Origin of the sequence: Bradyrhizobium sp., from assembly GCF_030697065.1 — a bacterium.
GTDB lineage: Bacteria > Pseudomonadota > Alphaproteobacteria > Rhizobiales > Xanthobacteraceae > Bradyrhizobium.
Genome location: NZ_JAUYQU010000160.1, coordinates 1 through 21,821, shown reverse-complemented (window position 1 = coordinate 21,821; position 21,821 = coordinate 1). Strand labels below are relative to the sequence as shown.

The 21,821-nt window shown below is 64.0% G+C and carries 23 protein-coding genes; 11 read left to right on the top strand and 12 right to left on the bottom strand.

Features of this window, described 5'->3' with window-relative positions; translation table 11 throughout:
* Window positions 1-5: 5 nt before the first annotated feature.
* Both Q8R73_RS12525 and Q8R73_RS12520 read left to right on the top strand, forming a co-directional pair.
* Window positions 6-494, top strand: a complete 489-nt coding sequence (locus Q8R73_RS12525; RefSeq protein WP_305719860.1) for an RNA polymerase sigma factor — start codon at window positions 6-8, stop codon at window positions 492-494.
* Window positions 495-573: 79 nt separating this feature from the next.
* Window positions 574-1,344 (top strand): anti-sigma factor, encoded by a 771-nt coding sequence (locus Q8R73_RS12520; protein WP_305719859.1) that lies wholly within the window; start codon window positions 574-576, stop codon window positions 1,342-1,344.
* A 202-nt stretch (window positions 1,345-1,546) separates the two neighbouring features.
* Here Q8R73_RS12520 and Q8R73_RS12515 read toward each other — a convergent pair whose 3' ends face one another.
* Together Q8R73_RS12515 and Q8R73_RS12510 are read right to left on the bottom strand one after the other, a co-directional pair.
* Window positions 1,547-2,497, bottom strand: a complete 951-nt coding sequence (locus Q8R73_RS12515; protein ID WP_305719858.1) for a DnaJ C-terminal domain-containing protein — start codon at window positions 2,495-2,497, stop codon at window positions 1,547-1,549.
* A gap of 97 nt (window positions 2,498-2,594) precedes the next feature.
* Entirely contained in the window at window positions 2,595-3,005 is a 411-nt protein-coding gene (locus Q8R73_RS12510; RefSeq protein ID WP_371126084.1) for an RT0821/Lpp0805 family surface protein, read from the bottom strand.
* A gap of 123 nt (window positions 3,006-3,128) precedes the next feature.
* Here Q8R73_RS12510 and pdxH point away from each other — a divergent pair, with 123 nt between their 5' ends.
* From pdxH to Q8R73_RS12490, 4 genes are all read left to right on the top strand, one after another.
* Complete coding sequence (gene pdxH, locus Q8R73_RS12505; RefSeq protein WP_305719856.1) at window positions 3,129-3,770, top strand: pyridoxamine 5'-phosphate oxidase; 642 nt, start codon at window positions 3,129-3,131, stop codon at window positions 3,768-3,770.
* A gap of 114 nt (window positions 3,771-3,884) precedes the next feature.
* Complete coding sequence (locus Q8R73_RS12500; protein WP_305719855.1) at window positions 3,885-4,640, top strand: SDR family NAD(P)-dependent oxidoreductase; 756 nt, start codon at window positions 3,885-3,887, stop codon at window positions 4,638-4,640.
* An 83-nt stretch (window positions 4,641-4,723) separates the two neighbouring features.
* Window positions 4,724-5,002, top strand: a complete 279-nt coding sequence (locus tag Q8R73_RS12495) for a type II toxin-antitoxin system Phd/YefM family antitoxin (RefSeq protein WP_305719854.1) — start codon at window positions 4,724-4,726, stop codon at window positions 5,000-5,002.
* A complete protein-coding gene (locus Q8R73_RS12490; protein WP_305719853.1) occupies window positions 4,999-5,265 on the top strand; it encodes a Txe/YoeB family addiction module toxin in 267 nt (88 codons plus the stop codon). The genes Q8R73_RS12495 and Q8R73_RS12490 overlap by 4 nt, the downstream gene beginning before the upstream one ends.
* Before the next feature lie 168 nt (window positions 5,266-5,433).
* Here Q8R73_RS12490 and Q8R73_RS12485 read toward each other — a convergent pair whose 3' ends face one another.
* Together Q8R73_RS12485 and Q8R73_RS12480 are read right to left on the bottom strand one after the other, a co-directional pair.
* Window positions 5,434-5,661, bottom strand: coding sequence for a hypothetical protein (locus Q8R73_RS12485; RefSeq protein WP_305719852.1), 228 nt, complete (start codon window positions 5,659-5,661; stop codon window positions 5,434-5,436).
* 161 nt (window positions 5,662-5,822) lie between these two features.
* Entirely contained in the window at window positions 5,823-6,803 is a 981-nt protein-coding gene (locus tag Q8R73_RS12480; protein WP_305719851.1) for a magnesium transporter CorA family protein, read from the bottom strand.
* 342 nt (window positions 6,804-7,145) lie between these two features.
* Between Q8R73_RS12480 and Q8R73_RS12475 the strand changes: the two genes are divergently transcribed.
* Entirely contained in the window at window positions 7,146-7,829 is a 684-nt protein-coding gene (locus Q8R73_RS12475) for a L,D-transpeptidase (protein WP_305719850.1), read from the top strand.
* A gap of 36 nt (window positions 7,830-7,865) precedes the next feature.
* Here Q8R73_RS12475 and Q8R73_RS12470 read toward each other — a convergent pair whose 3' ends face one another.
* A complete protein-coding gene (locus Q8R73_RS12470) occupies window positions 7,866-9,083 on the bottom strand; it encodes an extensin family protein (RefSeq protein ID WP_305719849.1) in 1,218 nt (405 codons plus the stop codon).
* A gap of 55 nt (window positions 9,084-9,138) precedes the next feature.
* On the opposite strand from Q8R73_RS12470, the gene Q8R73_RS12465 reads away from it, so the two are divergent.
* Window positions 9,139-10,767 carry a fatty-acid--CoA ligase gene (locus Q8R73_RS12465; RefSeq protein ID WP_305719848.1) on the top strand — a complete coding sequence of 543 codons (1,629 nt, stop codon included), beginning with the start codon at window positions 9,139-9,141 and terminating at the stop codon, window positions 10,765-10,767.
* A 139-nt stretch (window positions 10,768-10,906) separates the two neighbouring features.
* Here Q8R73_RS12465 and Q8R73_RS12460 read toward each other — a convergent pair whose 3' ends face one another.
* Entirely contained in the window at window positions 10,907-11,167 is a 261-nt protein-coding gene (locus tag Q8R73_RS12460) for a hypothetical protein (RefSeq protein WP_305719847.1), read from the bottom strand.
* Window positions 11,168-11,255: 88 nt separating this feature from the next.
* Here Q8R73_RS12460 and Q8R73_RS12455 point away from each other — a divergent pair, with 88 nt between their 5' ends.
* Together Q8R73_RS12455 and Q8R73_RS12450 are read left to right on the top strand one after the other, a co-directional pair.
* Entirely contained in the window at window positions 11,256-12,155 is a 900-nt protein-coding gene (locus tag Q8R73_RS12455; RefSeq protein WP_305719846.1) for a LysR family transcriptional regulator, read from the top strand.
* Window positions 12,156-12,281: 126 nt separating this feature from the next.
* Window positions 12,282-13,133 (top strand): DUF1499 domain-containing protein, encoded by an 852-nt coding sequence (locus Q8R73_RS12450; RefSeq protein WP_305719845.1) that lies wholly within the window; start codon window positions 12,282-12,284, stop codon window positions 13,131-13,133.
* A 112-nt stretch (window positions 13,134-13,245) separates the two neighbouring features.
* On the opposite strand, the gene Q8R73_RS12445 is transcribed toward Q8R73_RS12450, so the two are convergent.
* The 4 genes from Q8R73_RS12445 to Q8R73_RS12430 all read right to left on the bottom strand — a co-directional run bounded on the left by Q8R73_RS12445 (window position 13,246) and on the right by Q8R73_RS12430 (window position 18,743).
* Window positions 13,246-14,163, bottom strand: a complete 918-nt coding sequence (locus Q8R73_RS12445; RefSeq protein ID WP_305719844.1) for an MBL fold metallo-hydrolase — start codon at window positions 14,161-14,163, stop codon at window positions 13,246-13,248.
* A gap of 192 nt (window positions 14,164-14,355) precedes the next feature.
* A complete protein-coding gene (locus tag Q8R73_RS12440) occupies window positions 14,356-15,570 on the bottom strand; it encodes an acyl-CoA dehydrogenase (protein ID WP_305719843.1) in 1,215 nt (404 codons plus the stop codon).
* A gap of 163 nt (window positions 15,571-15,733) precedes the next feature.
* Window positions 15,734-16,810 carry a 3,4-dihydroxy-2-butanone-4-phosphate synthase gene (ribB, locus tag Q8R73_RS12435; protein ID WP_305719842.1) on the bottom strand — a complete coding sequence of 359 codons (1,077 nt, stop codon included), beginning with the start codon at window positions 16,808-16,810 and terminating at the stop codon, window positions 15,734-15,736.
* A gap of 205 nt (window positions 16,811-17,015) precedes the next feature.
* A complete protein-coding gene (locus Q8R73_RS12430; RefSeq protein ID WP_305719841.1) occupies window positions 17,016-18,743 on the bottom strand; it encodes a cation:proton antiporter in 1,728 nt (575 codons plus the stop codon).
* 321 nt (window positions 18,744-19,064) lie between these two features.
* Between Q8R73_RS12430 and Q8R73_RS12425 the strand changes: the two genes are divergently transcribed.
* Window positions 19,065-20,306 carry a PLP-dependent aminotransferase family protein gene (locus Q8R73_RS12425; RefSeq protein ID WP_305719840.1) on the top strand — a complete coding sequence of 414 codons (1,242 nt, stop codon included), beginning with the start codon at window positions 19,065-19,067 and terminating at the stop codon, window positions 20,304-20,306.
* 7 nt (window positions 20,307-20,313) lie between these two features.
* On the opposite strand, the gene hpaD is transcribed toward Q8R73_RS12425, so the two are convergent.
* Window positions 20,314-21,168, bottom strand: coding sequence for a 3,4-dihydroxyphenylacetate 2,3-dioxygenase (hpaD, locus tag Q8R73_RS12420; protein WP_305719839.1), 855 nt, complete (start codon window positions 21,166-21,168; stop codon window positions 20,314-20,316).
* A gap of 33 nt (window positions 21,169-21,201) precedes the next feature.
* Window positions 21,202-21,444, bottom strand: coding sequence for a helix-turn-helix domain-containing protein (locus tag Q8R73_RS12415; protein ID WP_305719867.1), 243 nt, complete (start codon window positions 21,442-21,444; stop codon window positions 21,202-21,204).
* Window positions 21,445-21,821 lie beyond the last annotated feature (377 nt).

The following is a 21,821-nucleotide window of genomic DNA, read 5'->3' as shown; positions in this document are numbered from 1 at the left end:
CGTCCATGACCGCGTTTCGCCAGAGCGTCGAAACCATGATCCCGGCGCTGCGCCGCTATGCGCGCGCGCTGGCGCGCGACGCCGATGTCGCCGACGATCTGGTGCAGGACACGCTGGTGCGCGCGCTGCGTTCGGAGAGGCTGTTTCTCGGCGGCGACATCAGGAGCTGGCTCTACACCATCCTGACCAACCTCAACAAGAACCGGCGACGGTCGCTGGCGCGGCGGCCGCAATTCGTGCCGCTGCTCGACAACAATCCCGACGCCAGCGGCACCGAGGCCGAAGGCCGCGACATCGCCCGCGCGCTCGCCACCCTGGTCGAGGAGCAGCGCTCCGTGCTGCTGCTGGTGATGCTGGAAGGCTTGAGCTACCGCGAGGTCGCCGACATCCAGGGCGTGCCGATCGGCACCGTGATGTCGCGCCTCGCCCGCGCCCGCGCCCACGTCAAGGCAGCCCTCGAGGGCGAGCGGCCGTCGCTGCGGCAGGTGAAGTGATGGCAATATCGATGCATGCAATCTCACGTGAAGTTTCGAGAGAAGCCGAGAACATTTCGACGAAGAAGAGACAACGACAATGACCGAGCCGAAAATTTCCGTCACCGAAGACGAACTGCACGCCTATGTCGACAATGAATTGCCGCCGGAGCGGCGCGACGATGTCGAGGCATGGCTCGCCGCGCATCCCGACGACGCCGCGCGGGTGCAATCCTGGCGCGCGATGGCGGAAGCACTGCATGCGCGCTACGACTCCGTCGCCGACGAGCCGGTGCCAAAGCGGCTGGAAATCGAACGGCTGGTGCGACAGCCGCGCCGATGGATGGTTGGCGCGCTCGCGGCTTCCCTGGTGGCGTTCATCGCCGGCGGCGGCGCCGGCTGGCTGGCGCATGGCGTGGCGGCTTCGCCATCGGCGTTGCAGAGCCTGACCGGCGAGGCGCTGGTCGCGCACCGGCTTTATGTGGTCGAGGTTCGTCATCCGGTCGAAGTACCCGGCAGCGAACGCGCGCATCTGCAGACCTGGCTGACCAAGCGCTGCGGCTGGGTGGTGTTCGCACCGGAGCTCGACGCCACCGGGTTGAAACTGGTCGGCGGCAGGCTGTTGCCCGGCCCGACCGGGCCCGCCTCATTCCTGATGTATGAGAGCGCCTCGGGCGAGCGCTTTACGGTCTATAGCGCCAAGGCGGATTCCGAGACGACTCAAATGCGATATGCGGCGCAAGACAAGGACGGCGCGCTGTTCTGGGCCGATCGCGGCGTCGCCTTCGTGGTCAGCGGCAGCAGCGACCGCGAGCGCCTGACCCAGGTAGCGCGGCTGGTTTACGACGCCACCGAAAAGCACGGGGGGTGATCAGCCCGTAGACGGCGTAACGCGCCTCGTCCAAATTCCGACACGGAAAATCTGGAATCAAGTCATCGGCGCGTCTCAAAATCGCACCGGGTGATCACGCGATTTGAGGTGCGTTCGATCCGCCGATCGACGCGAAGCGGCCTCGGCTGGGGTTTTTGTACCGCGCTGGTCCCCCGGTCGAGGCCGCACCTTTTCGGTTAGCTCAGGTCAAATCGCTGCGCGGATTGTATTTGTGTCCGTCGCGCCACTTTTGCATCAACGATTCGAGTTCGGAATCGTTCCCGTCCGGCAGCACGATGCGGGTGGTAACGAACAGGTCGCCGGTGCCGCCGCCCGGCTTCGGCAAGCCCTTGCCCTTGAGACGGAAGGTGCGGCCGCTCGAGGTGTTTTTCGGGATCGACAGTTCGACCGCGCCGCCCAGGGTCGGCACGCGAACCTTGTCGCCAAGCACGGCTTCATACAGCGTGACCGGCAGTTCGACGCGCAGGTCGCTGCCCTCGATCTTGAAAAAGGCATGCGGCGCGATCGAGACGGTGATCAGGAGATCGCCGGGCCGGTGGCCGGGCGCGGTCTCGCCCTGTCCTTTCAGCCGGATCTGCTGGCCGGCAATCACCCCGGCGGGCACCTTGACGTTGAGCTCCTTGCCGCTCGGCAGCCGGACCCGCTTTTCCACGCCATTGACCGCCTCTTCCAGCGACACCGTCATGGCGACCGAAAGATCGAGGTCGAGCCCGATGCCGCCGGTCTCGAATTCGAAGGCGCCGCCGGGTCCCGGCCGCGCGCCGCGCGCCGCAGCACCGGAGAACATGCTGTTGAGGATGTCCTCGAAGCCGCCGCCGCCGGGCCCGCTGCGGAAGGTGTGGCTCTCGAAGCCGCCCGGCGAGGCGCCGCGGCTACGCGGATCGCCGCCGGGAAAGCCCTGAAAGCGCGGCTTGCCCTCGGCGTCGATCTCGCCGCGGTCGAACTGCTTGCGCTTGGCCTCGTCGCCGATGATCTCGTTGGCCGAGTTGAGTTCGGAGAAACGCGCCTGCGATTTCGGGTCGTTCTTGTTGGCGTCGGGGTGATGCTTCTTGGCGAGCTTGCGATAGGCGCTCTTGATCGCCGCAGCACTGGCGCCCCGCGGCACCCCCAAGACCTCATAGGGGTCGCGCATCCGTCACGTCTCCTCTAGGGAATTAGAACTTGGACTACGGGCGGCTGGCCCGCTTCAGGCTTCATCTGGGGTGCCCGTGGTATTTTTGCAACGGGGTTCAGCCCCGTCGCCACGGCTTTAACGTATGAATTTCCCAACGGCCATGGCCACCCTTGCAGGCGGCGCCCTGCAGCCAGCTTTCGGAGCGGCCGTTGACGTAGCTCGCCAGAAAATCCCGGCAGGTGCGGCCATCGTCGGAGGAATAGGCCTGGGCCAGCGGCGTCACCGAACCGCGGGCGCCGGTCTCGGGATTTTCCCAGGGCTGGCTGGAATCCTTGGTCCCCTTGGTCAGCACGTCGGACGCAGCGGTCCGGGCAAAGGCCAGATCGGTCTCGGTAGGCGCCGACGGCTGCCCGGACCCGATCGCCCCCGTCACTTCCTGGTCCTTGTCGTCCATTCTGGCAAAGGCACCGTCCCCGCGGGAAAGGCTGCAGCCGCCGGAGCCAAGGCCGATCAGAATCAACGTCACCGCCGCACCCGCCGGTCCGATCGCCGGTAGGCCAATGCGTTCCCATGTCTTATATAGGGCGAGCCTGCATGGGGACTGCAACGCGCTCTGGGACGCGGGCGGACGCAACTCGGAACTCCTGACATGACCGACACAACCTCCATCAAACACCCGACACCGTTAACATCAGGTGATTTTACCGCCGCCGAGGAACCGTTTGCGCTGTTCGGCGACTGGTTCGCCGAGGCCGTGAAGGCCGAACCGAACGATCCCAACGCGATGGCGCTGGCGACCGTCGACGCCGACGGGCTGCCCGACGTGCGCATGGTGCTGATGAAGGGCTATGACGCCGACGGTTTTGTCTTCTACAGCCACATCGCCAGCCAAAAAGGCCGCGAACTCGCAACAAACCCCAAGGCGGCATTGTTGTTTCACTGGAAATCGCTGCGCCGGCAGGTCCGCATCCGCGGCAACGTGACGCCGGTAACCGACGCCGAGGCCGACGCCTATTTCGCCACCCGCCCGAAGCAGGCGCAGATCGGCGCCTGGGCCTCCCGGCAGTCGCAGCCACTAGAGAGCCGTTTTGCCTTCGAGCAAGCCATCGCCAAGGTGGCGGCGAAGCACATCATCGGCGAAGTGCCGCGTCCTTCGGGCTGGAGCGGCTGGCGTATCGAGCCCGCCCGGTTCGAATTCTGGCACGACCGGCCGTTCCGCCTGCATGACCGCATCGAATTCGCCCGCACGGCGTCCGACCAGCCATGGTCGAAGACGCGGCTTTATCCGTAACGTAAGCCGTCATGACCGGGCTCTTCCGGCCACCACGTCTTTCTTCTGCGACGACCATAGGAATACGCGGATGCCCGGCACGAGGCCGGGCATGACGAGAACGAAAGAACCGTTATGCCGAATCCAACCAACCACGGCCCGCGGCGCACGATGCTCCTGACCGGAGCCAGCCGCGGCATCGGGCACGCCACCGTGATCCGCTTCTCCTCGGCGGGCTGGCGCGTCCTGACCTGTTCGCGGCATCCCTTTCCCGAGGAATGCCCGTGGGGCGCCGGACCCGAGGATCACATCCAGGTCGACCTCGCCGATCACGACGACACCACGCGGGCGATTTCGGAAATCCGCCAGCGGCTGGAAGGGGGCGAACTGCACGCGCTGGTCAACAACGCGGCGATTTCGCCGAAGGCGGAGGGCGGCGCCCGGCTGGGGTCGATCGACACCGACATCGAGACCTGGAGCCATGTATTCCGGGTCAATTTCTTCGCGCCGATCATGATGGCGCGGGGGCTGATCGAGGAATTGAAGGCCGCCAAGGGCTCGGTGGTGAACGTCACCTCGATCGCCGGCTCCCGCGTGCATCCGTTCGCAGGCGCGGCCTATGCCACTTCGAAAGCGGCGCTCGCCTCCCTGACCCGCGAGATGGCGTCCGATTTCGGCCGCATCGGCGTCCGTGTCAATTCGATCGCGCCTGGCGAAATCGACACCTCGATCCTGTCGCCGGGCACCGAGAAGATCGTCGATCAACAGATCCCGCTGCACCGTCTGGGCACGCCGGATGAAGTCGCCAAGATCATCTACGTGCTGTGCACGGAGACCTCGTCCTACGTGAACGGCGCCGAGATCCACATCAATGGCGGGCAGCACGTGTAGGGGTAGGATCGGCGTCCATGCTCATCCTAGCTTGACAAACACCCCTTTGTTGTACAAATAATTGTACAATCGGAGAAAGGGCCATGGCGCACGTTTCCTACAGTGAGCTTCGTACCAATCTGGCGTCCTACATGGATCAGGTGTGCGACGACCGCGCGCCGCTGCTGGTGACCCGTCAGAACGCACGCAGCGTCGTTCTGATGTCGGAAGAAGACTACGAAGGCCTGATGGAGACCGTTCATCTCCTCAAGAGCCCAGCCAACGCGGCGCGTTTGCTGCGATCCATCGCGCAAGCCGATCAGGGCAAACTGACTGAGCGCGACATTGCCGAACCAGCGGAAGCCGGCTCGAAAGCGAAATGAAGACGGCCTGGAGCGAGGATGCCTGGCAGGATTACCTGCACTGGCAACAGGAAGACGAGAAGATACTCACCTCCATCAATGACCTGATCAAGGACATCAAGCGCGATCCATTCAAGGGGCTCGGAAAACCGGAGCCCCTTAAGCATGCGTTACAGGGGTGGTGGTCCCGCCGCATCACAGGCGAACACCGTTTGGTCTATCGCGCGTCCGGTAAAGGCGAAGAACGGCAACTCGACATCGTTCAATGCCGCTATCATTATTGATCCGCGAGTTGGAGCTTCAGATCAACGACGGGCAACACGTGCAGCGCTGCAATTCGCCTAGGGTGGGCAAAGCGCAGCGTGCCAACCGTCTTGCTTTGGTTCGAAATGGTGGGCACGGCGCAAATGCGCCTTTGCCCGCCCTGCGGCCTTCAATTCTTACCGAACTGCTCAAACCAGTCCGCGCAGAATCTGTGCGGCTTGCCAGCGCAGGCTGTCGGCCTCGACGTTGTAGGTGCTGGAGCATTCGTCCTCGCGCTCGCCTTCCTGTAACGCCGCGCCGCAATGCCGGCAGACCCGCGCCGACATCGCCATCGCCCTGCCCGCGGCATGGCGATCCTGCTGATAGCGCGCGAAATCGACGACGTTGCGGGGTGACGTTATGAGTTTCTCAACCATGGCTGTCCTCGCGGCTTGTGACAGCTTTATCGCAGAAAGCCGTCGCACAAACGTTGTGCGCAACGCTCAAATTTTATCCGACCAAATGAGGCGGGTTCTCTGGTTTTTCGGACGTGCACGAAAGCCGGGGAGGACGGGCGCATGCTTTAACACCCCGGTGACTACAGCCATTTCTTCCATCTGAAAAAGAAGTATGGCCCCGCCGCGGCGCACAGCATCATGATCAGCGCCATCGGGTAGCCGTAGGTCCATTCCAGTTCCGGCATCAGCTTGAAGTTCATGCCGTAGATCGAGGCGATCAGGGTCGGCGGCATCAGCACCACCGCCATCACCGAAAACAGCTTGATGATGTTGTTCTGCTCGAGATTGACGACGCCGAGCATGGCGTCGAGCACGAAGGTGATCTTGTTGGAGAGGTAGCTGGCATGGTCGGTCAGCGACGTGACGTCGCGCTGCATGGTCTTCAACTGCTCGCGCATGTCCTTGGACCATTTCACGCCTTCGGTGCCGGCGGCGACGAAGGTCACCACCCGGCCGATCGAGACCAGGCTCTCCCGCACCTTGGAGGTGAGATCGCCCTTGCGCCCGATCGCGATCAGGATGTCGGAATAGCGCTTGGCCTGGCCGGTGCGCGCGCTCCCCTCCGGCTCGAAAATATCGTGGCTGATGGTGTCCATGTCACCGCCGGCGCGCTCCAGAATGTCGGCATTGCGGTCGATCACCGCATCCAGCAGTTCCATCAGCACCATTTCGCCGGTTATCCCCGGCGCGCAGACGCGCGCCAGCTTGTTCTCCACCAGCATGAAGGGCTTGGGCTCGTCGTAGCGCACAGTCACCAGCCGGTGGCCGGCCAGGATGAAGGTCACCGCCGTGGTGCGCGGATTCTCGCTGTCGGCCGCGCACATCAGCGTCGCCGTCATGAAGCGGGCGCCGTTCTCGATATAGAGCCGGCTGGAAATCTCGATTTCCTGCATGTCCTCCCGGGTCGGAACCGCGATGCCCGCCAGCCGCTCCACCGCCTTGTCCTCGCCCCCGCTCGGCTTGACAAGGTCGAGCCAGACCGCGCTTTCCGGCAGTTCGGCAACTTCGGTGGCGTCGATCTTCTTCAGGGATAGTTCGGCAGGTACGAACACCGACAGCATGGGCAACTCCAGAACGGGGCGGCTATAACTCACCCAACAGGACTTAGCTCGATTCTGGCAAGCGCCTGATGACCGGCGTGTTAACCCCGCATCCATATTTGCGGCTGCCGGGTGGCGGTACCGTGGCGACCATTTGGCGACGCTTGCGCCTCTGCCCAAAAATCAGTCGGAAACCTCAAAACTAGCGGCAAAAATGACACAGCCAGCACGTTGCGACGCAAAAGCGGCATCTAAGCTCTGGAATTATGGGCGATTTCAACGATAATGAGATCAATGGAATCGTGGCGTTTCGGGCGCAGTGTTTGGTGCGCGACCGTGAAGATTTTCGATTGGAACTGAATCATGTCGTCGCTGAAGGCAATGTTGGGAATCCTGACCGCCGGCCTGCTGCTCTCGGGCTGCATGCAGGCCACGACCTATCAGGCGGCGCCGGAGGCGACGCTCAAGCCGGCAGACAAGGCCCAACTCGCCAAGGCGAGCTACGCCAAGGTCACTCCTCCCGAGCCGTTCCGCCGCGCCATCGTCAATTATCATCGCAAGGAAATGCCCGGCACCATCGTCGTCGATTCCGACAATCATTATCTCTATCTGGTGCAGGACGGCGGCAAGGCGATCCGTTACGGCGTCACTGTCGGCGAGGAAGCGCTCGCTTTCTCCGGCATCGCGCGCGTCGGCAACATGGCGGAATGGCCGAAATGGACGCCGACTGCCGACATCCACAAGCGCATCGAAGGCTTGCCGGCTTCGGTGCCTGGCGGCGTCGACAACCCGCTCGGCGCCCGCGCGCTGTATCTCTACCAAGGCAACCGCGACACCCTGTTCCGCATCCACGGCACCAACCAGCCGGAATATATCGGCGCCTCGATTTCGTCGGGCTGCATCCGCATGACCAACGAGGATGTCATCGACCTCTACAGCCGCGTCAAGAACGGCACCGTCGTGGTCGTGCTCGATCCCAAGCAGGGCGACTCGCCCTATAATTCCAAGATGGCGTTGCAAGGCGGCGGCCACGCGATGGTGCAATAGCCGGTCAGGCCGGCTAGGCATCCATCGACGATCCGATCAAAAGCGCCGGTCTTGCCGGCGCTTTTTCGTTGCCGGCGGGGCCGCGGCCGGCTCGGGCACCGCCGATTTGGCCGCATCGGGCTTGACCTGTTCGGGCTTGCCCAGTTCGGGCTTGCCTTGCTCGACTTTGGCGGCGACTTCGCGCGGCGGGGCCTCTTCCGGCCGCTCGGCCGGCAGCAACGGGGCGATTTGCGGCATCGGGTCCCACACGTTCCACTGGCAGATCTTGTAGTTGTTTCGCCGCTCCATCAGATCGATGTGGATGTGATCCTCGTGGTACCAGTCCGAGCCCGGCCCCAGCACCGTCGGAAATCGTGCGCACATCGAATGCAGCACGCTCTCGCGCGTCTCGCGCGGCACCATGCGGTCGGTGAACGAGATCCTGCTGCCGTTGGCCAGCTTGATGGCGCGGATATCGAGCGCATTGGCGCGACCGTGCTCGGACAGCCTGGCGCCGAACACGCGGTTGCGGCCGCGGCACTGGTACGAGTCGAAATTGTCGAGATCACTGATGGTGCTGCCGAGGCTCTCGGCCAGTTGCGCCATGTCGGTGCGGATCCAGTCTGCAATCGCACTGGCCATGGCGCAGCGGAGAACGGCCGCCGGCTTCACCGTAACGCGCCGCTTGTCGGGCAGCACCACGACCTCCAGTCGCACCAGGTCCTCGCCGCCGCAGCCGCCGGCGCCCTTGATGTCGGGGATGCTGGGGGCGATGGCGATCGCCTCCGTCAGCGCCAGCCGGCAGGCCGAGGGCGGCGGGGGGACGGGTGAAGCGGGCTCGGCCGCCTTTTCGGCTGTGGCTGCGGCCGGCTTTTCCGCCTCGGGCTTGTCGGTTTCCGCTTTGTCAGGTTCAGGCCTGGAATCCGCCTTGTTGGACCCGGCCCTGCCGGGCTCGGCCTTGCCGGATTGAGCCGCCTTGGACTCCACAGGTTTGGACTCCGCGGGTTTCGACTCCGCAGCCTTGGGCGCCTCGGCCGGGCGCGGTTTCGGAATCGGCACCGCCTGCACCGCCCGGCGCGGCTTCTTCGGCCGGCTCGTGCCGAACAGGGCGCTCCAGGGTGCCGGAGGCCAGGCGCCCCCTTTTGTCGCCGCAGCGGCGGGGATTGATGGAACGCAAAGCCACAGCAGCGCAGCAGCGGTAACCATTGCCGCCGCGACCGGGCTAAAGCTCCCACAAGGCCATTTCCGGCCGGCTTTCTCCGCGCTAAAGTTCATGGAAATTCCGTGAATATTTGCGGCAGGCGACAACAGACTCTGGAGGAACGACCGTATGCGTGGATTGATGCAAGACTGGCCTTTGCTTTGTCACCGGATTATCGAGCACGCCGCAGAGGTCCACGGCACGCAGGAGGTCGTGACGCGATCGGTCGAAGGACCCATCCACCGCACCAATTACCGGCAAATCCGCGACCGCGCACTGAAAGTCTCGCAGCGGCTCGACCGCGACGGCATCAAGCTCGGCGACCGCGTCGCCACCATCGCCTGGAACACCTGGCGCCACCTGGAAGCCTGGTACGGCATCATGGGCATCGGCGCGATCTGCCATACCGTCAATCCCCGGCTGTTCCCGGACCAGATCGCCTGGATCATCAATCATGCCGAAGACCGCGTGGTGATGACCGATCTCACCTTCATTCCGATACTGGAGAAGATCGCCGACAAGCTTCCCAGCGTCGAACGCTACATCGTCTTCACCGACAAGGCACACATGCCGCAGACCACGCTGAAGAACGCGATGGCTTACGAAGACTGGATCGCGGAAGCCGACGGCGACTTCAAGTGGAAGACCTTCGACGAAAATACCGCGGCCGCGATGTGCTACACCTCCGGTACTACGGGCGATCCCAAAGGCGTATTGTATTCGCATCGCTCCAACGTGTTGCACGCGCTGATGGCCAATTCAGGTGATTCCCTCGGCGCCAACGCTGCGGATACAATGCTGCCGGTGGTTCCATTGTTCCATGCCAACAGCTGGGGCATCGCGTTCTCGGCGCCTTCGATGGGCACCAAACTGGTATTCCCCGGCGCCAAGCTCGACGGCGCATCGGTCTATGAACTGCTGGACACCGAGAAGGTGACGCATACCGCGGGGGTGCCGACGGTGTGGCTGATGCTGCTCAATCACATGGCCGCCAGCAGCCTGAAACTGCCGCATTTGCGGATGGTGGTCTGCGGCGGCTCGGCGATGCCGCGCTCGATGATCAAGTCGTTCCTCGATCTGGGCGTTGCGGTTCGCCACGCCTGGGGCATGACGGAGATGAGCCCGATCGGCACACTGGCCGCACTGAAGCCACCGTTCGCTGAACTCAAGGGCGAGGCCCTGCTCGATATCCTGCAGACCCAGGGCTATCCGCCGTTCGGCGTGCAGATGAAGATCACCGATGATTCCGGCAAGGACCTGCCATGGGACGGCAAGACCTTCGGGCGGCTGAAGGTCAGCGGGCCCGCGGTGTCCAAGGCCTATTTCCGCGTCGATGCGGACATCCTCGACGAGGCGGGCTATTTCGACACCGGCGACGTCGCCACCATCGACGCCGACGGCTATATGCGGATCACCGACCGCTCCAAGGACGTGATCAAATCCGGCGGCGAGTGGATTTCGTCGATCGATCTGGAAAATCTCGCGGTTGGACATCCCGCGGTGGCGGAGGCCGCCGTGATCGGCGTCTATCATCCGAAATGGGACGAGCGGCCGTTGCTGATCATCCAGCTCAAACAGGGCCAGAGCGCGACGCGGGAGGACATCCTGAAGTTCATGGACGGCAAGATCGCCAAATGGTGGATGCCCGATGATGTCGCCTTCGTCGACGGCATTCCGCACACCGCGACTGGCAAGATCCTCAAGACAGCGCTGCGCGACCAGTTCAAGAGCTACCGCTTTCCGAACGCTGCCGCGTAGGAAAAGGTCAGGAAGCCGTCTTGGCCGGGCTTGACCCGGCCAACCACGGCTTCTGTGCGCACGACGTCAAAACGTGGATGCCCGGGTCACGGCTGGTCACGCCCGGGCATGACGTCCGAGGGTCGGTCAGAACCCCGGCTCATCGCCCGACTTGCGCGGGGTGTTTTCCGGAAGCCGGCCCGGACCTTGCGGCCGGCGCGAGGCTTGCCCGCGCAGCCGACACCATCTCACGTACCAAGCGCATGGCGTCACTCGCCAAGGCCATCATGGCCGACGCGCGTTCGCGGTGCGCCAGCCTCGCATAGGCCGCGATATCGGGGCTGCCGTCCGGACGGCGGACGACGCCTTCAATCTCCTCCGCCCGCGGCGCGAGGCCATTCTCATTTGCTAGTCTGGACATATCAATTCTCCGTCGTTGCGGAGCATCATATTATGTAATATGAACGCTATAATTATCTATTTTATACATTCATAAGTGAATTGAATTCATGAATGTCAGCGCCGCTTCGGCCGAAATGAACGCCTTCGTGCGCGTGATCGAGCGGGGCAGTTTTGCCGCCGCGGCTCTTGACCTCGGGATCACGCCCTCGGCGCTGTCCAAGCTGGTCACCCGCATCGAAGACCGGCTGGGCGTAAGCCTGCTGACGCGGACGACGCGGCGGCTGGCTCTGACCGCGGAAGGCGAGGTTTTCGTCGCGCGTAGCCGGGACATCCTCGCCGCCATCGAGGCAGCGGAAGCCGAGGTCACGGCGGCAAGCCGGCTGCCGCGCGGTCACCTCAGGATCAGCGTCGGAACAGCCATCGCGAAGCAGATCCTCGGTCCGGCGCTGCCGGCTTTTCTTGGCCGTTATCCCGACATCACCGTCGAGCTTCATGTTTCGGACCGGCAGATCGATCTGGTCGCCGAGCAGGTGGACGTTGCCATCCGCTCCGGCGCGCTCGGTGACTCGACCCTGGTGGCGTGCAAAATCGCCGAAGCCAGACGCATTATCTGCGCCAGCCCGCTCTATCTGGAGAAGTACGGATCGCCGCGCGTGCCGGCCGATCTGCTGCGGCACAATTGCCTGACCCTGCCGGGACCCGCGTGGTCGCAATGGCCGTTCCACACCCATGAGGGCATCAACCGGCTTGCCGTATCCGGCACATTCGTCAGCGACAATGCCGACCTGCTGCTCGATATGGCCGTGGCCGGGCTCGGCATCGCGCGCCTGGCGGATTTCATGGTCGCGCGCGCGTTGCGGCAGGGCACGCTCGTTGCGCTGCTGCCTGACAGCCAGATGCCGGAGTCGTTTCCGATCCATGCGCTGACCGTCCCGGGCCGCCACCGCGCGCCGCGCATCAAGGCCTTTGTCGACTTCGTGGCCGCGCAATTCGACGATGCGCCGTAACGGTTTCGTTCCGTTTTGAACGACGGAGCGCTTCCCACCCGGCCCAAAAATGCGCTAGGTCACCAGCGCGGGTCCTCTGCCCGAACCAGGAACCGGCTTGCCCAAATCCATGATGGAAACTTAAGGATGGCCCGCAGGTTTTCCGCTCCCTACCAGTCGGAGCCCTTGTCCGGCCTTGCCACCTGGGCGCGCAATCTCGCGGTATTTTCGCTGGTCGCGGTACTGGTTTCGATCGCCATCGTCCGCTTCGGTTTCCTCGAAGTCAAACCGGCGATGGCGACGTTCTTCGGCGCGCTGGCCTGCGCCGGGCTATCGATCCTGACGGGATTGGCTGCCTTCGTCGCGATCTGGCAGAACGGATCGCGCGGCATGGGCCGCATTCTGCTGGCGTTCCTGATCAGCGCGGCCGTACTGGCCTATCCCGCCTATCTCGGGCTGCAATACCGCAAGCTGCCGAAGATCCATGACATCACCACCGACCCGATCGATCCGCCCCGCTTCGAGGCGCTGGCGCGCTTGCGTGGCGGCGACGGCGCCAACCCCGCCGTCTATGCCGGGCTGTATTCCGCCGAGCAGCAGCGGCTGGCCTATCCCAAGATCGAGACGATCGAACTCGATGTCCCGGCGCTCAGGGTCTATCAGGTGACGCTCGCGCTGGTCACCAAGCGCAAATGGCGCGTGGTCGACGAGCGGCCGCCGCAGCCGCGCCGCGACGGCCGCATCGAGGCGATCGCGCAAACGCCGATCATGGGATTCCGCGAAGACGTGACGATCCGCATCAAGCCGGACGGCGAAGGCTCGCGCGTCGATATCCGCTCCGCGTCACGCTATTTCGAAAGCGATCTCGGCAGTAACGCCGCGCGGGTGGCCAGCCTGATCGAGGACATCAACACCGCCGCAGACCAGGTCAAACCAGCGGTGAAGCAGCCGCAGGCGCCGGCCAAGGGGCAGGCGAAAACGGTGAAGAAGGAACGCTGACCTTCGTCATTCCGGGGCGATGCGAAGCATCGAACCTCGGATGTGTAGTTGCACATCGGGGAAGCCCGGGATTTCGGGTCTGCGCTTCGCGCAACCCGGAATGACCGCCAGACTAGACCAGCCGATAATTTCCGCCGATCACTGGATCACCATCGGTCGCCGCAATGCCGCGCCCGACCAGATCTTCCAGATGCGCCAGCACGGAATAGCCGGCGGCATTCGTCAGCCGCGGATCGATGCCGATATAGACCGCGCGGACGATGGTCGGGATATCCGCCTCGCCCTTGGCGAGGCGATGCAGGATCGAGGCTTCGCGCGCGTGGCGATGCCTGGTCAGGAACCGCACATAGCGCCGGGCGTCCGGGATTTCCGGGCCGTGACCGGAAAAATACAGATCCTCGTCGCGCCGAGCCAGCGTTTCGAGCGACGTCATGTAGTCGACCATCGATCCGTCCGGCGGCGCCACGATCGAAGTCGACCAGCCCATCACGTGATCACCGACGAAATTGATCTTCCGCTCGGGCCAGGCGAACGCCAGGTGATTGGCGGTATGGCCCGGCGTCGCCACCGTTTCCAGCGCCCAGCCCGCGCCGTCGACGGTGTCGCCGTGCCTGACTTCGATATCCGGCTTGAAGTCGCGGTCGGCGCCGGATTCCGGATTGTGCTTCTCGCTCTCGTAGCGTGGCCGCGACGCGCGATGCGCACCCTCGGCATAGACCGGGGCGCCGGTGGCGGCCTTGATCCGCGCGGTGTTCGGCGAATGATCACGATGGGTGTGGGTGACCAGAATATGCGTCACGGTCTCATGGCGCACCGCTTCGAGCAGCGCCGCCGCATGGGCCGCATCATCGGGACCCGGATCGATGATGGCGACCTTGCCGGTGCCCACGATGTAGCTGACGGTGCCGGTGAAGGTGAAAGGGCTCGGATTGTCGCACAGCACCCGTCGCACGCCGGGGCGGACCTGCTCGACCACGCCGGGTTTCAGGGGAAAGTCACGGTTGAACGGGATGTCGTCGTTGTCTGCCATGGGGATTCCTACTCGGAGCCGGACGCACACAGGGTGAAACATCCACAACCGCCAACCCCCGCGAAGGCGGGGAATCCAGTAGTCGCTGACGGCAGAGACATAACGAGAGGCCGCGGCGTACTGGATCGTCCGCCTTCGCGGACGATGACAGCGTGGGGTGGGGCCACAGCCGGGATTCCTGTTCAGTGCTTCCTATGAAAACGCCTGAATGCCGGTGATAGCGCGGCCCAGGATCAAGGCGTGGACGTCGTGGGTGCCTTCATAGGTATTGACGGTCTCGAGATTCTGCGCGTGGCGCATCACGTGATATTCGATCTGGATGCCGTTGCCGCCGTGCATGTCGCGGGCCATCCGCGCGATGTCGAGCGCCTTGCCGCAATTGTTGCGCTTGACGATCGAGATCATCTCCGGCGCCATCTTGCCGTCGTCCATCAGCCGCCCTACCCGCAATGAAGCCTGCAGGCCGAGCGCGATGTCGGTCTGCATGTCCGCGAGTTTCTTCTGCACCAGTTGCGTCGCCGCCAGCGGGCGATTGAACTGCTTGCGGTCGAGCGTGTATTGCCGCGCGCGCGCCATGCAGTCTTCGGCAGCCCCCATCGCGCCCCAGGAAATGCCGTAGCGGGCGCGGTTGAGACAGCCGAACGGCCCCTTCAGGCCGGACACGTTGGGCAGCAGCGCGCTTTCCGGCACCTCGACGCCCTCCATCACGATCTCGCCGGTGACAGAGGCGCGCAGCGAGAGCTTGCCGCCGATCTTCGGCGCCGACAGGCCCTTCATGCCCTTATCGAGAATGAAGCCGCGGATCTGGTTGTTGTGCTCGGCCGATTTGGCCCACACCACGAACACGTCGGCGATCGGCGCGTTGGAAATCCACATCTTGGTACCGGTGAGCCGGTAACCGTCCGGGGTCTTCTCGGCGCGGGTCTTCATGCCGCCAGGATCGGAACCGGCATCCGGCTCGGTGAGGCCAAAGCATCCGACCCATTCTCCGGTGGCGAGCTTGGGCAGGTATTTCTTGCGCTGGTTCTCGTCGCCATAGGCATAGATCGGGTGCATCACCAGCGACGACTGCACCGAATTCATCGAGCGGTAGCCGGAATCAACGCGCTCGATCTCGCGCGCCACCAGACCGTAGGCGACGTAACTCGCATTGGCGCAGCCATATTCCTCCGGCAGGGTGATGCCGATCAGGCCGAGTTCGCCCATTTCGTTGAAGATCTCGCGGTCGGTCTTCTCGTCGAGATAGGCCTTGGTGACCCGCGGCAACAGCTTGTCCTGCGCATAGGCGCGCGCGGTATCGCGGATCATGCGTTCGTCTTCGGTAAGTTGCTCGTCGAGCATGAACGGATCGTCCCACTGGAACTCGACCGAAGCCGGCTTGTCCTTGGTCTGGGGGCGCACGCTCATGGGAATTCCTTTCGGGTCCTAACGAATTCACGGACAAAATAGAGTGCTATGGGAAGAAGCGCAATTGGCGTTCCGTCATTCCGGGTGGTGCGTTGGCACCAGACCCGAAATCTCGAGATTCCGGGTCCGCACTGCGCGCGCTCCGGAATGACGGTGGTCGCAGCTATCCTTCAAGCTGTTCGTTGGAGAGAATCTCGATGCCGAAACCGGACAGTCCCTTGTAGTCGTGCGCTGACGACGTCAGATGGCGGATCGAGCTGACGCCGAGATCCCTGAGGATCTGCGCGCCGACACCGACCTCGCGCCACTGCTTGTTGCGGTCGGCTTCGGCCGACTTGTCTTCCGGCAATGGCGCGACCGGAACCCCGGCGGCGCCGTCGCGCAGGTAGATCAGCACGCCGCTGCCGTTCTTCTTGAAATGTTCCAGCACCGCCTGCATGCGCTTCGGGCCCGTAAAAATATCCTTGACGATATTGGGCTTGTGAAAGCGCGTCAGCACGTTCCGGCCGTCGCCGATGCCGTTATAGACGAAAGCGACATGGGCGATGGAATCGAACGGCGAGCGATAGGCATAGCCCTGCAGCGGGCCGATCGGGCTCTCGGTGGTGAAGGTCGAGACCCGCTCGATCAGTTTTTCGCGCGCCTGGCGCCAGGCGATCATGTCGGCGATGGTGACGTGCTTGAGCTTGTGGGCGGCGGCGAACCTGGCCACCTGCTCGCCCTTCATGACCGTACCGTCGTCGTTCATCAATTCCGAGATGACGCCGACCGGCGGCAGGCCCGAGAGCTTGCAGAGATCGACCGCAGCCTCGGTATGGCCGGAACGCAGCAGCACGCCGCCGTCGCGCGCGATCAGCGGGAAAATATGGCCGGGCCGGGCGAAGTCGCTGGCACCGGCATTGGGATTGGCCAGCGCGCGGCAGCAGGAGGCGCGCTCCTCGGCCGAAATTCCGGTGCCGTTATCCGGCTTGTAGTCGATCGAAACCGTAAAGGCGGTGGTGTGGTTGGACTCGTTGTGCGCCACCATCGGATCGAGCCGCAGCCGGCGCGCATCCTCGGTGGTGATCGGCGCGCAGACAATGCCCGAGGTGTGGCGGATGATGAACGCCATCTTCTCGGATGTGCACAGCGACGCCGCGACGATCAGGTCGCCCTCGCCTTCGCGGTCGTCGTCGTCGGTAACGACGACGAGTTCGCCATTGGCAAAAGCCTGCAGAACTTCCTGGATCGGATCGGCCATTTTATGCGTCTCGCTCTGGTGCCGGGCAGCATTCGCCGGACTTGTTAACCGGACTTGGAACCCCGCGCCAGCCTCATTACGCAGGGCAGAACGGCGCCGGCCGGCGCGGCCGGGACTGGTTTTCGGGCCGGAAATCGTTGACGAGACCCGGTCAGCATCGGTGAATTTCCGCACAGCGGTATTGGTGTCGAGGGCTGCGCCGCATTTACGGCAGCACTTCCTTGCGCTCGGCGAGTTGCGCGTCCATTTCCGCGCGCTTGTCGTCCAGCAGGCCGGCGGCGGCGGCTTCGATCACCGTATAAAGTTCCTGGGCATCGCTGATGCGGGTCACCGTGACGTAATCCGCGCCGGCGGCGTAGAGATCGGCGACGTCGGCTAGCAGGTCGGCCGTGGCGACGATCTTGGCGGTGGGATTGAGCGTCCGCACGTGACGGACCAGCTTTTCGTTGTCGGCGCCCTTCAGGAGCGAGTCTGGCACGCTCAATATGATGAGCTCGGCCTTGCCGACGCCGGCATGCACCAGGGTATCGACATTGCTGATATCGCCATAGATCACGTGCAGGCCGCGATCCGCCAGGGTTCGGAACACGTTCGGATTGAAATCGATCACGGTGAGCTGATCGAGGAACACCGGATTGCGCCGCTCGATCTCGCTCAGCAGCGCGCTGGCGGCCCGGAAGAAGCCGAGAATCACGACCCGCCGCGCCTCACCATGGCCGCCCTCGTGGCCGGCATCATGCGCCTGGATGTGATCGAGATCGCGGATCCCGATCCGCTTCAAGGGACCGATCGCCGCCCGCGTGATCGCATCGCTGCGCATGATCGCAAACGTGCTCAGCACCGCCAGGATCACGAAGGCGAACGACACCGCGCTGGCGGTCTGGGTCTGGATGTGCCCGGCGACGATGCCGGTCTGGATCACGACCAGCGAGAATTCGCTGATCTGGGCCAGGTTGATCGCCGGCAGCAGGCTGGCGCGCAGGCCCTGCTTCATCAGGTACAGCGGCGTGAACGTCGTCAGCACACGGCTGATTACCGTGAAGGCCGCGATCACCAGCGCGAGCCAGATCACCGGCAGGCCGGGGATCGGAATCGTCATGCCCAGGGCGACAAAGAACAGGGTGATGAAGAAATCGCGCAGCGTCGTGACCTTGGCGGTGACATCGAGCGCATAGGGGAAGGTCGACAGCGACACGCCGGCGACGAGTGATCCCATTTCGCGCGACAAATGCAGCCGTTCGGCGATCTCGCCGATCAGGAAGCACCAAGCCAGCGCGCCGAGCAGGATCAGTTCGGGACGGCGCGCAATCTGGTGGAACAGTTTTGGCAGGACGTAGCGGCTCAATACCAGCGCGGTTGCCACCAGCACGCCGACGCGTCCGATCGAGAGCAGGATCACGCTGACCTGAAGATCGGCGAGGCTTGGCTGCACCGCGAGGAACAGGATGACGAAGATGTCCTGCAGCACCAGTATGCCGAGCGTGATGCGCCCGGGCAGCGTGTCGAGCTCGCGCTTCTCGTACAATACCTTGACGATGATGACGGTGGAGGAGAGCACGCAGGCGATGGTGAGGTAGAGCGCATCGAAGCCGCCGCCGCCCATCGACAGCCCGATGCCCGTGAAGAAGGCGATGCCGACCACGCAGCCACCGACCAGCTGGACGCCGGCGGCGAACAGGATCACCCGGCCGGCCCGCACGATCTTCTTCAGGTCGATTTCCAGCCCGATCATGAACAGCATGAAGATCAGGCCGAGTTCGGAAATGACGCTGATCGATTCCTGCGAATGGACCCAGCCCATGCCGAATGGACCGATGACGAACCCGGCGATAAGGTAAGCGAGGATCAGAGGCTGGCGGAAAAAATGGGCCAGAAGGCCTATTCCCCAGGCGAACAGGATGCAAAAAGTGATATCGCGAATAAGCTCGTGCATGAATCCGGCCTTCCCCTCTCCGCAACCTAAAGGCCGGGGCGTCAACGTCAAACGAACAATGTGTCACAGCCGGACCGGCCGGTTGTTTCCCGCGATTCTGGCGGGTCTGTCGATCACTTTCCGGTCCCGTGGTGCAGGCCCGGCCGACCGTCATCACCCCGAATTTTACGGGTCCCCGACCGCGATTACATGAAGCCCTCGACGTGGCAGGCCCTTTACGACCCGGCCCCGGCCTGTGAAGGTGACCGGCAAGAACCGGCCTTCCGGCGAACCCGGGACATCCGGTCCGGCAACCAAGAAAATCAAACGGGGATAACGTCCATGACCTCAGCGCAATTCGACTTCGCACCCTTGCTTCCGGCGGGCCTGCCGGCGCCGGCCGCGAAGTGGACCGGCCTCGCAAAATACAGCTTCGTCGGCGGCAACAACGATCCGGACCAGGTCCCGGTCGAAGCCCTGGCCGAAGCCGTCAATGCCGTGCTCAGGCGCGAGGGCAAGACGCTCGCCACCTACGGACTCGCCAGCGGCCCGCAGGGCTACAGGCCGCTGCGCGAATTCCTGACCACCAAGCTCCGGCGCGATGCCGGCATCGACTGCACCGCCGACGATATCCTGATCGTCTCCGGCTCGCTGCAGGCGCTCGACCTCGTCAACGCGACGCTGCTCGCGCGCGGCGACACCATCATCACCGAGCAGGACACCTATCAGGGCGCGCTGAACCGGCTGACCCGGCTCGGCGTCAACATGGTCGGTATCCCGCTCGACGCGGACGGCATGCGGATGGACGCGCTGGCGACAGCGCTGGCCGGCCTCAAGGCCAAAGGCATCACGCCGAAATACATCTACACCATCCCGACCGTGCAGAATCCGACCGGCACCATCATGCCGGAGACGCGCCGCGCCGAACTATTAAAACTGTCGCAGCAATATGGCGTGCCGATTTTCGAAGACGACTGCTACGCCGATCTGATCTGGGACGGCAAGCGCCCGCCCGCGATCTACGCCATGGACAAGACCGCCGGCGTCATCCACATCGGCTCGTTCTCGAAATCGATCGCGCCGGCGCTGCGGGTCGGCTACATCGTGGCGCCATGGGCGATGCTGTCGCGGATGCTGGCGCTGAAGACCGACGCCGGCTCCGGCGCGCTCGAGCAGATGGTGCTGGCGGAATATTGCGCGCCGCATTTTGCCAGCCATGTGCCGAAGCTCAACCGCGGCCTGCGCGCCAAGCTCGACACGCTGATGGAGGCGCTCAACGAACAATTCGGCACCTCGGCCGAGTTCGAGGATCCCAAGGGCGGCATCTTCCTGTGGGTGAAACTCCCGGACAATGTCGATACGATGAAACTCTACCAGGCAGCCCTCGCCGCCGGCGTCGCCATCAACCCGGGGCCGGAATGGTCCACCGACAAGGCCTATGCCGGTAGCCGGCTGCGGCTGTGTTTCGCCAGCCCCTCGCACGAGCAGATCCGCGAGGGCGTCGCGCTGCTGGCCGAAGTTTGCCGCAAGGAATTCGGGGTGCCGGCGCGAATCGCGAATGTCGAGCAGCAGGTTCGCGCGTGAACCGCGATCATCCGCCGACGTGAAATTCGACGTTGACCTGGCCGCTGCCGCTGGACGGAAAATACTCGCACAGTTGCTCGGCCGCGCCATCATATGCGTCCCAGCCGAGCGCTGCGAACAGCATGATGGTGTCGGCCATGCCGCCCTCGCCGTTGCACTTCACGGCGTAGTCCGGGAGCATGTCGACGAATTCGCGGTAGCGGCGCTGCTGCCATAATTCGAGCACGCGCAGGTCGACCTGACGGTTGAACTCGCTTGCCACCGACGTCCAGGCCTCCGGTCCGAGTTTCCTGTTGGGCCACAGCCGGTGCGACAGCGATCCGCTGGCAAGCAAGGCCACCCGCTGCCCGGAGCGGTCGATGGCGCGCCGCGTCGCCTCGCCGAGAACGCGGCTTTCCTCCAGCGAGGTGAACAGCGGCGTGGCGACCGAGACCACCCGGGCCCACCCGTCGGCGTTCATATAGTGCATCGGCACGATGGTGCCGTATTCCAGCCCGAGGCTCGCGACCTTGTGCGCGATCACGCCAAGCCCGGCCTCACCGGCCTCCTTCGCGATCGCTTCGGCGAGCGCGGGGTCTCCCGGCACGTCATAGCGCAGATCCTGGATCATCTGCGGAGCTTCGTGGCTGGTGAACGAGCCATGATGCCGGGGATTGGCGTTGATGTGATAGCCGAAGTTCGAGAGCCAGTGCGTATCGAACACCACGAAGGTCGAAGCGCCGCGGTCCCGGGCGCGGCAGCCGAGCTCGCGCAACGCCCGCACCGCGCCTTCGCGCGCCGACCTGAGCGGGCTGCCCTCGGCCTCCGACAGCATCAGCGACGGGACGTGGCTGACCTTGGCGGCAAGAACGATCTGTCCCATCGAAATCTCTCCTTTCGCGGGGTCGATGTCAGATCATCGGCAGCAGCGGATTGCCTGCGCGATCCGCAGCAGCAGCATGATCGACACGTTGCCCTTGCCGGCCTCGATTTGGGCGATGTACCGCTCGGAAATGCCGGACTTGCGGCCAAGCTCCCGGCGCGACATTTTTCGCAACGTGCGGGTTTCGCGCACGCAATCACCGAGCCGGGCGAGAAATTCGTCTTCCGAGCAAGGCAATGTTGCATCGGGCGCGGCGGCGCGAACGCCAGGGCCGATGGGGGCTTTCGCCCGCGGTTGTGTTTCGCTGTGTGCCACCGTTCATCCCTTTTGCCCGACATGGTTGCCGGGCGCCGGGACCGGCGCATTGATCCGGATCAATCGGCCATCCCGGAGCACGGATTCGCCGGAGGGGATGCGCTCCTCGAATCGATGCGCGCGCCGTTTAGCGTTCACTGAATGAGTGTTCAGAATTCTCCTCGGGTATCCCCGGAACGTTGCTCGGGCTTCGATGTTGCCCCCTGGCTCAACCGGAGGAAAGCATGAAGAAGTTTGCATTAATGATCGCGGCGCTCGCCACCATATTCCTGGCGGCACCGTCGTCGAACGCCGACGCTCAAACCGTGGTCATCAAGCGCGACGGCCATCATCACGGC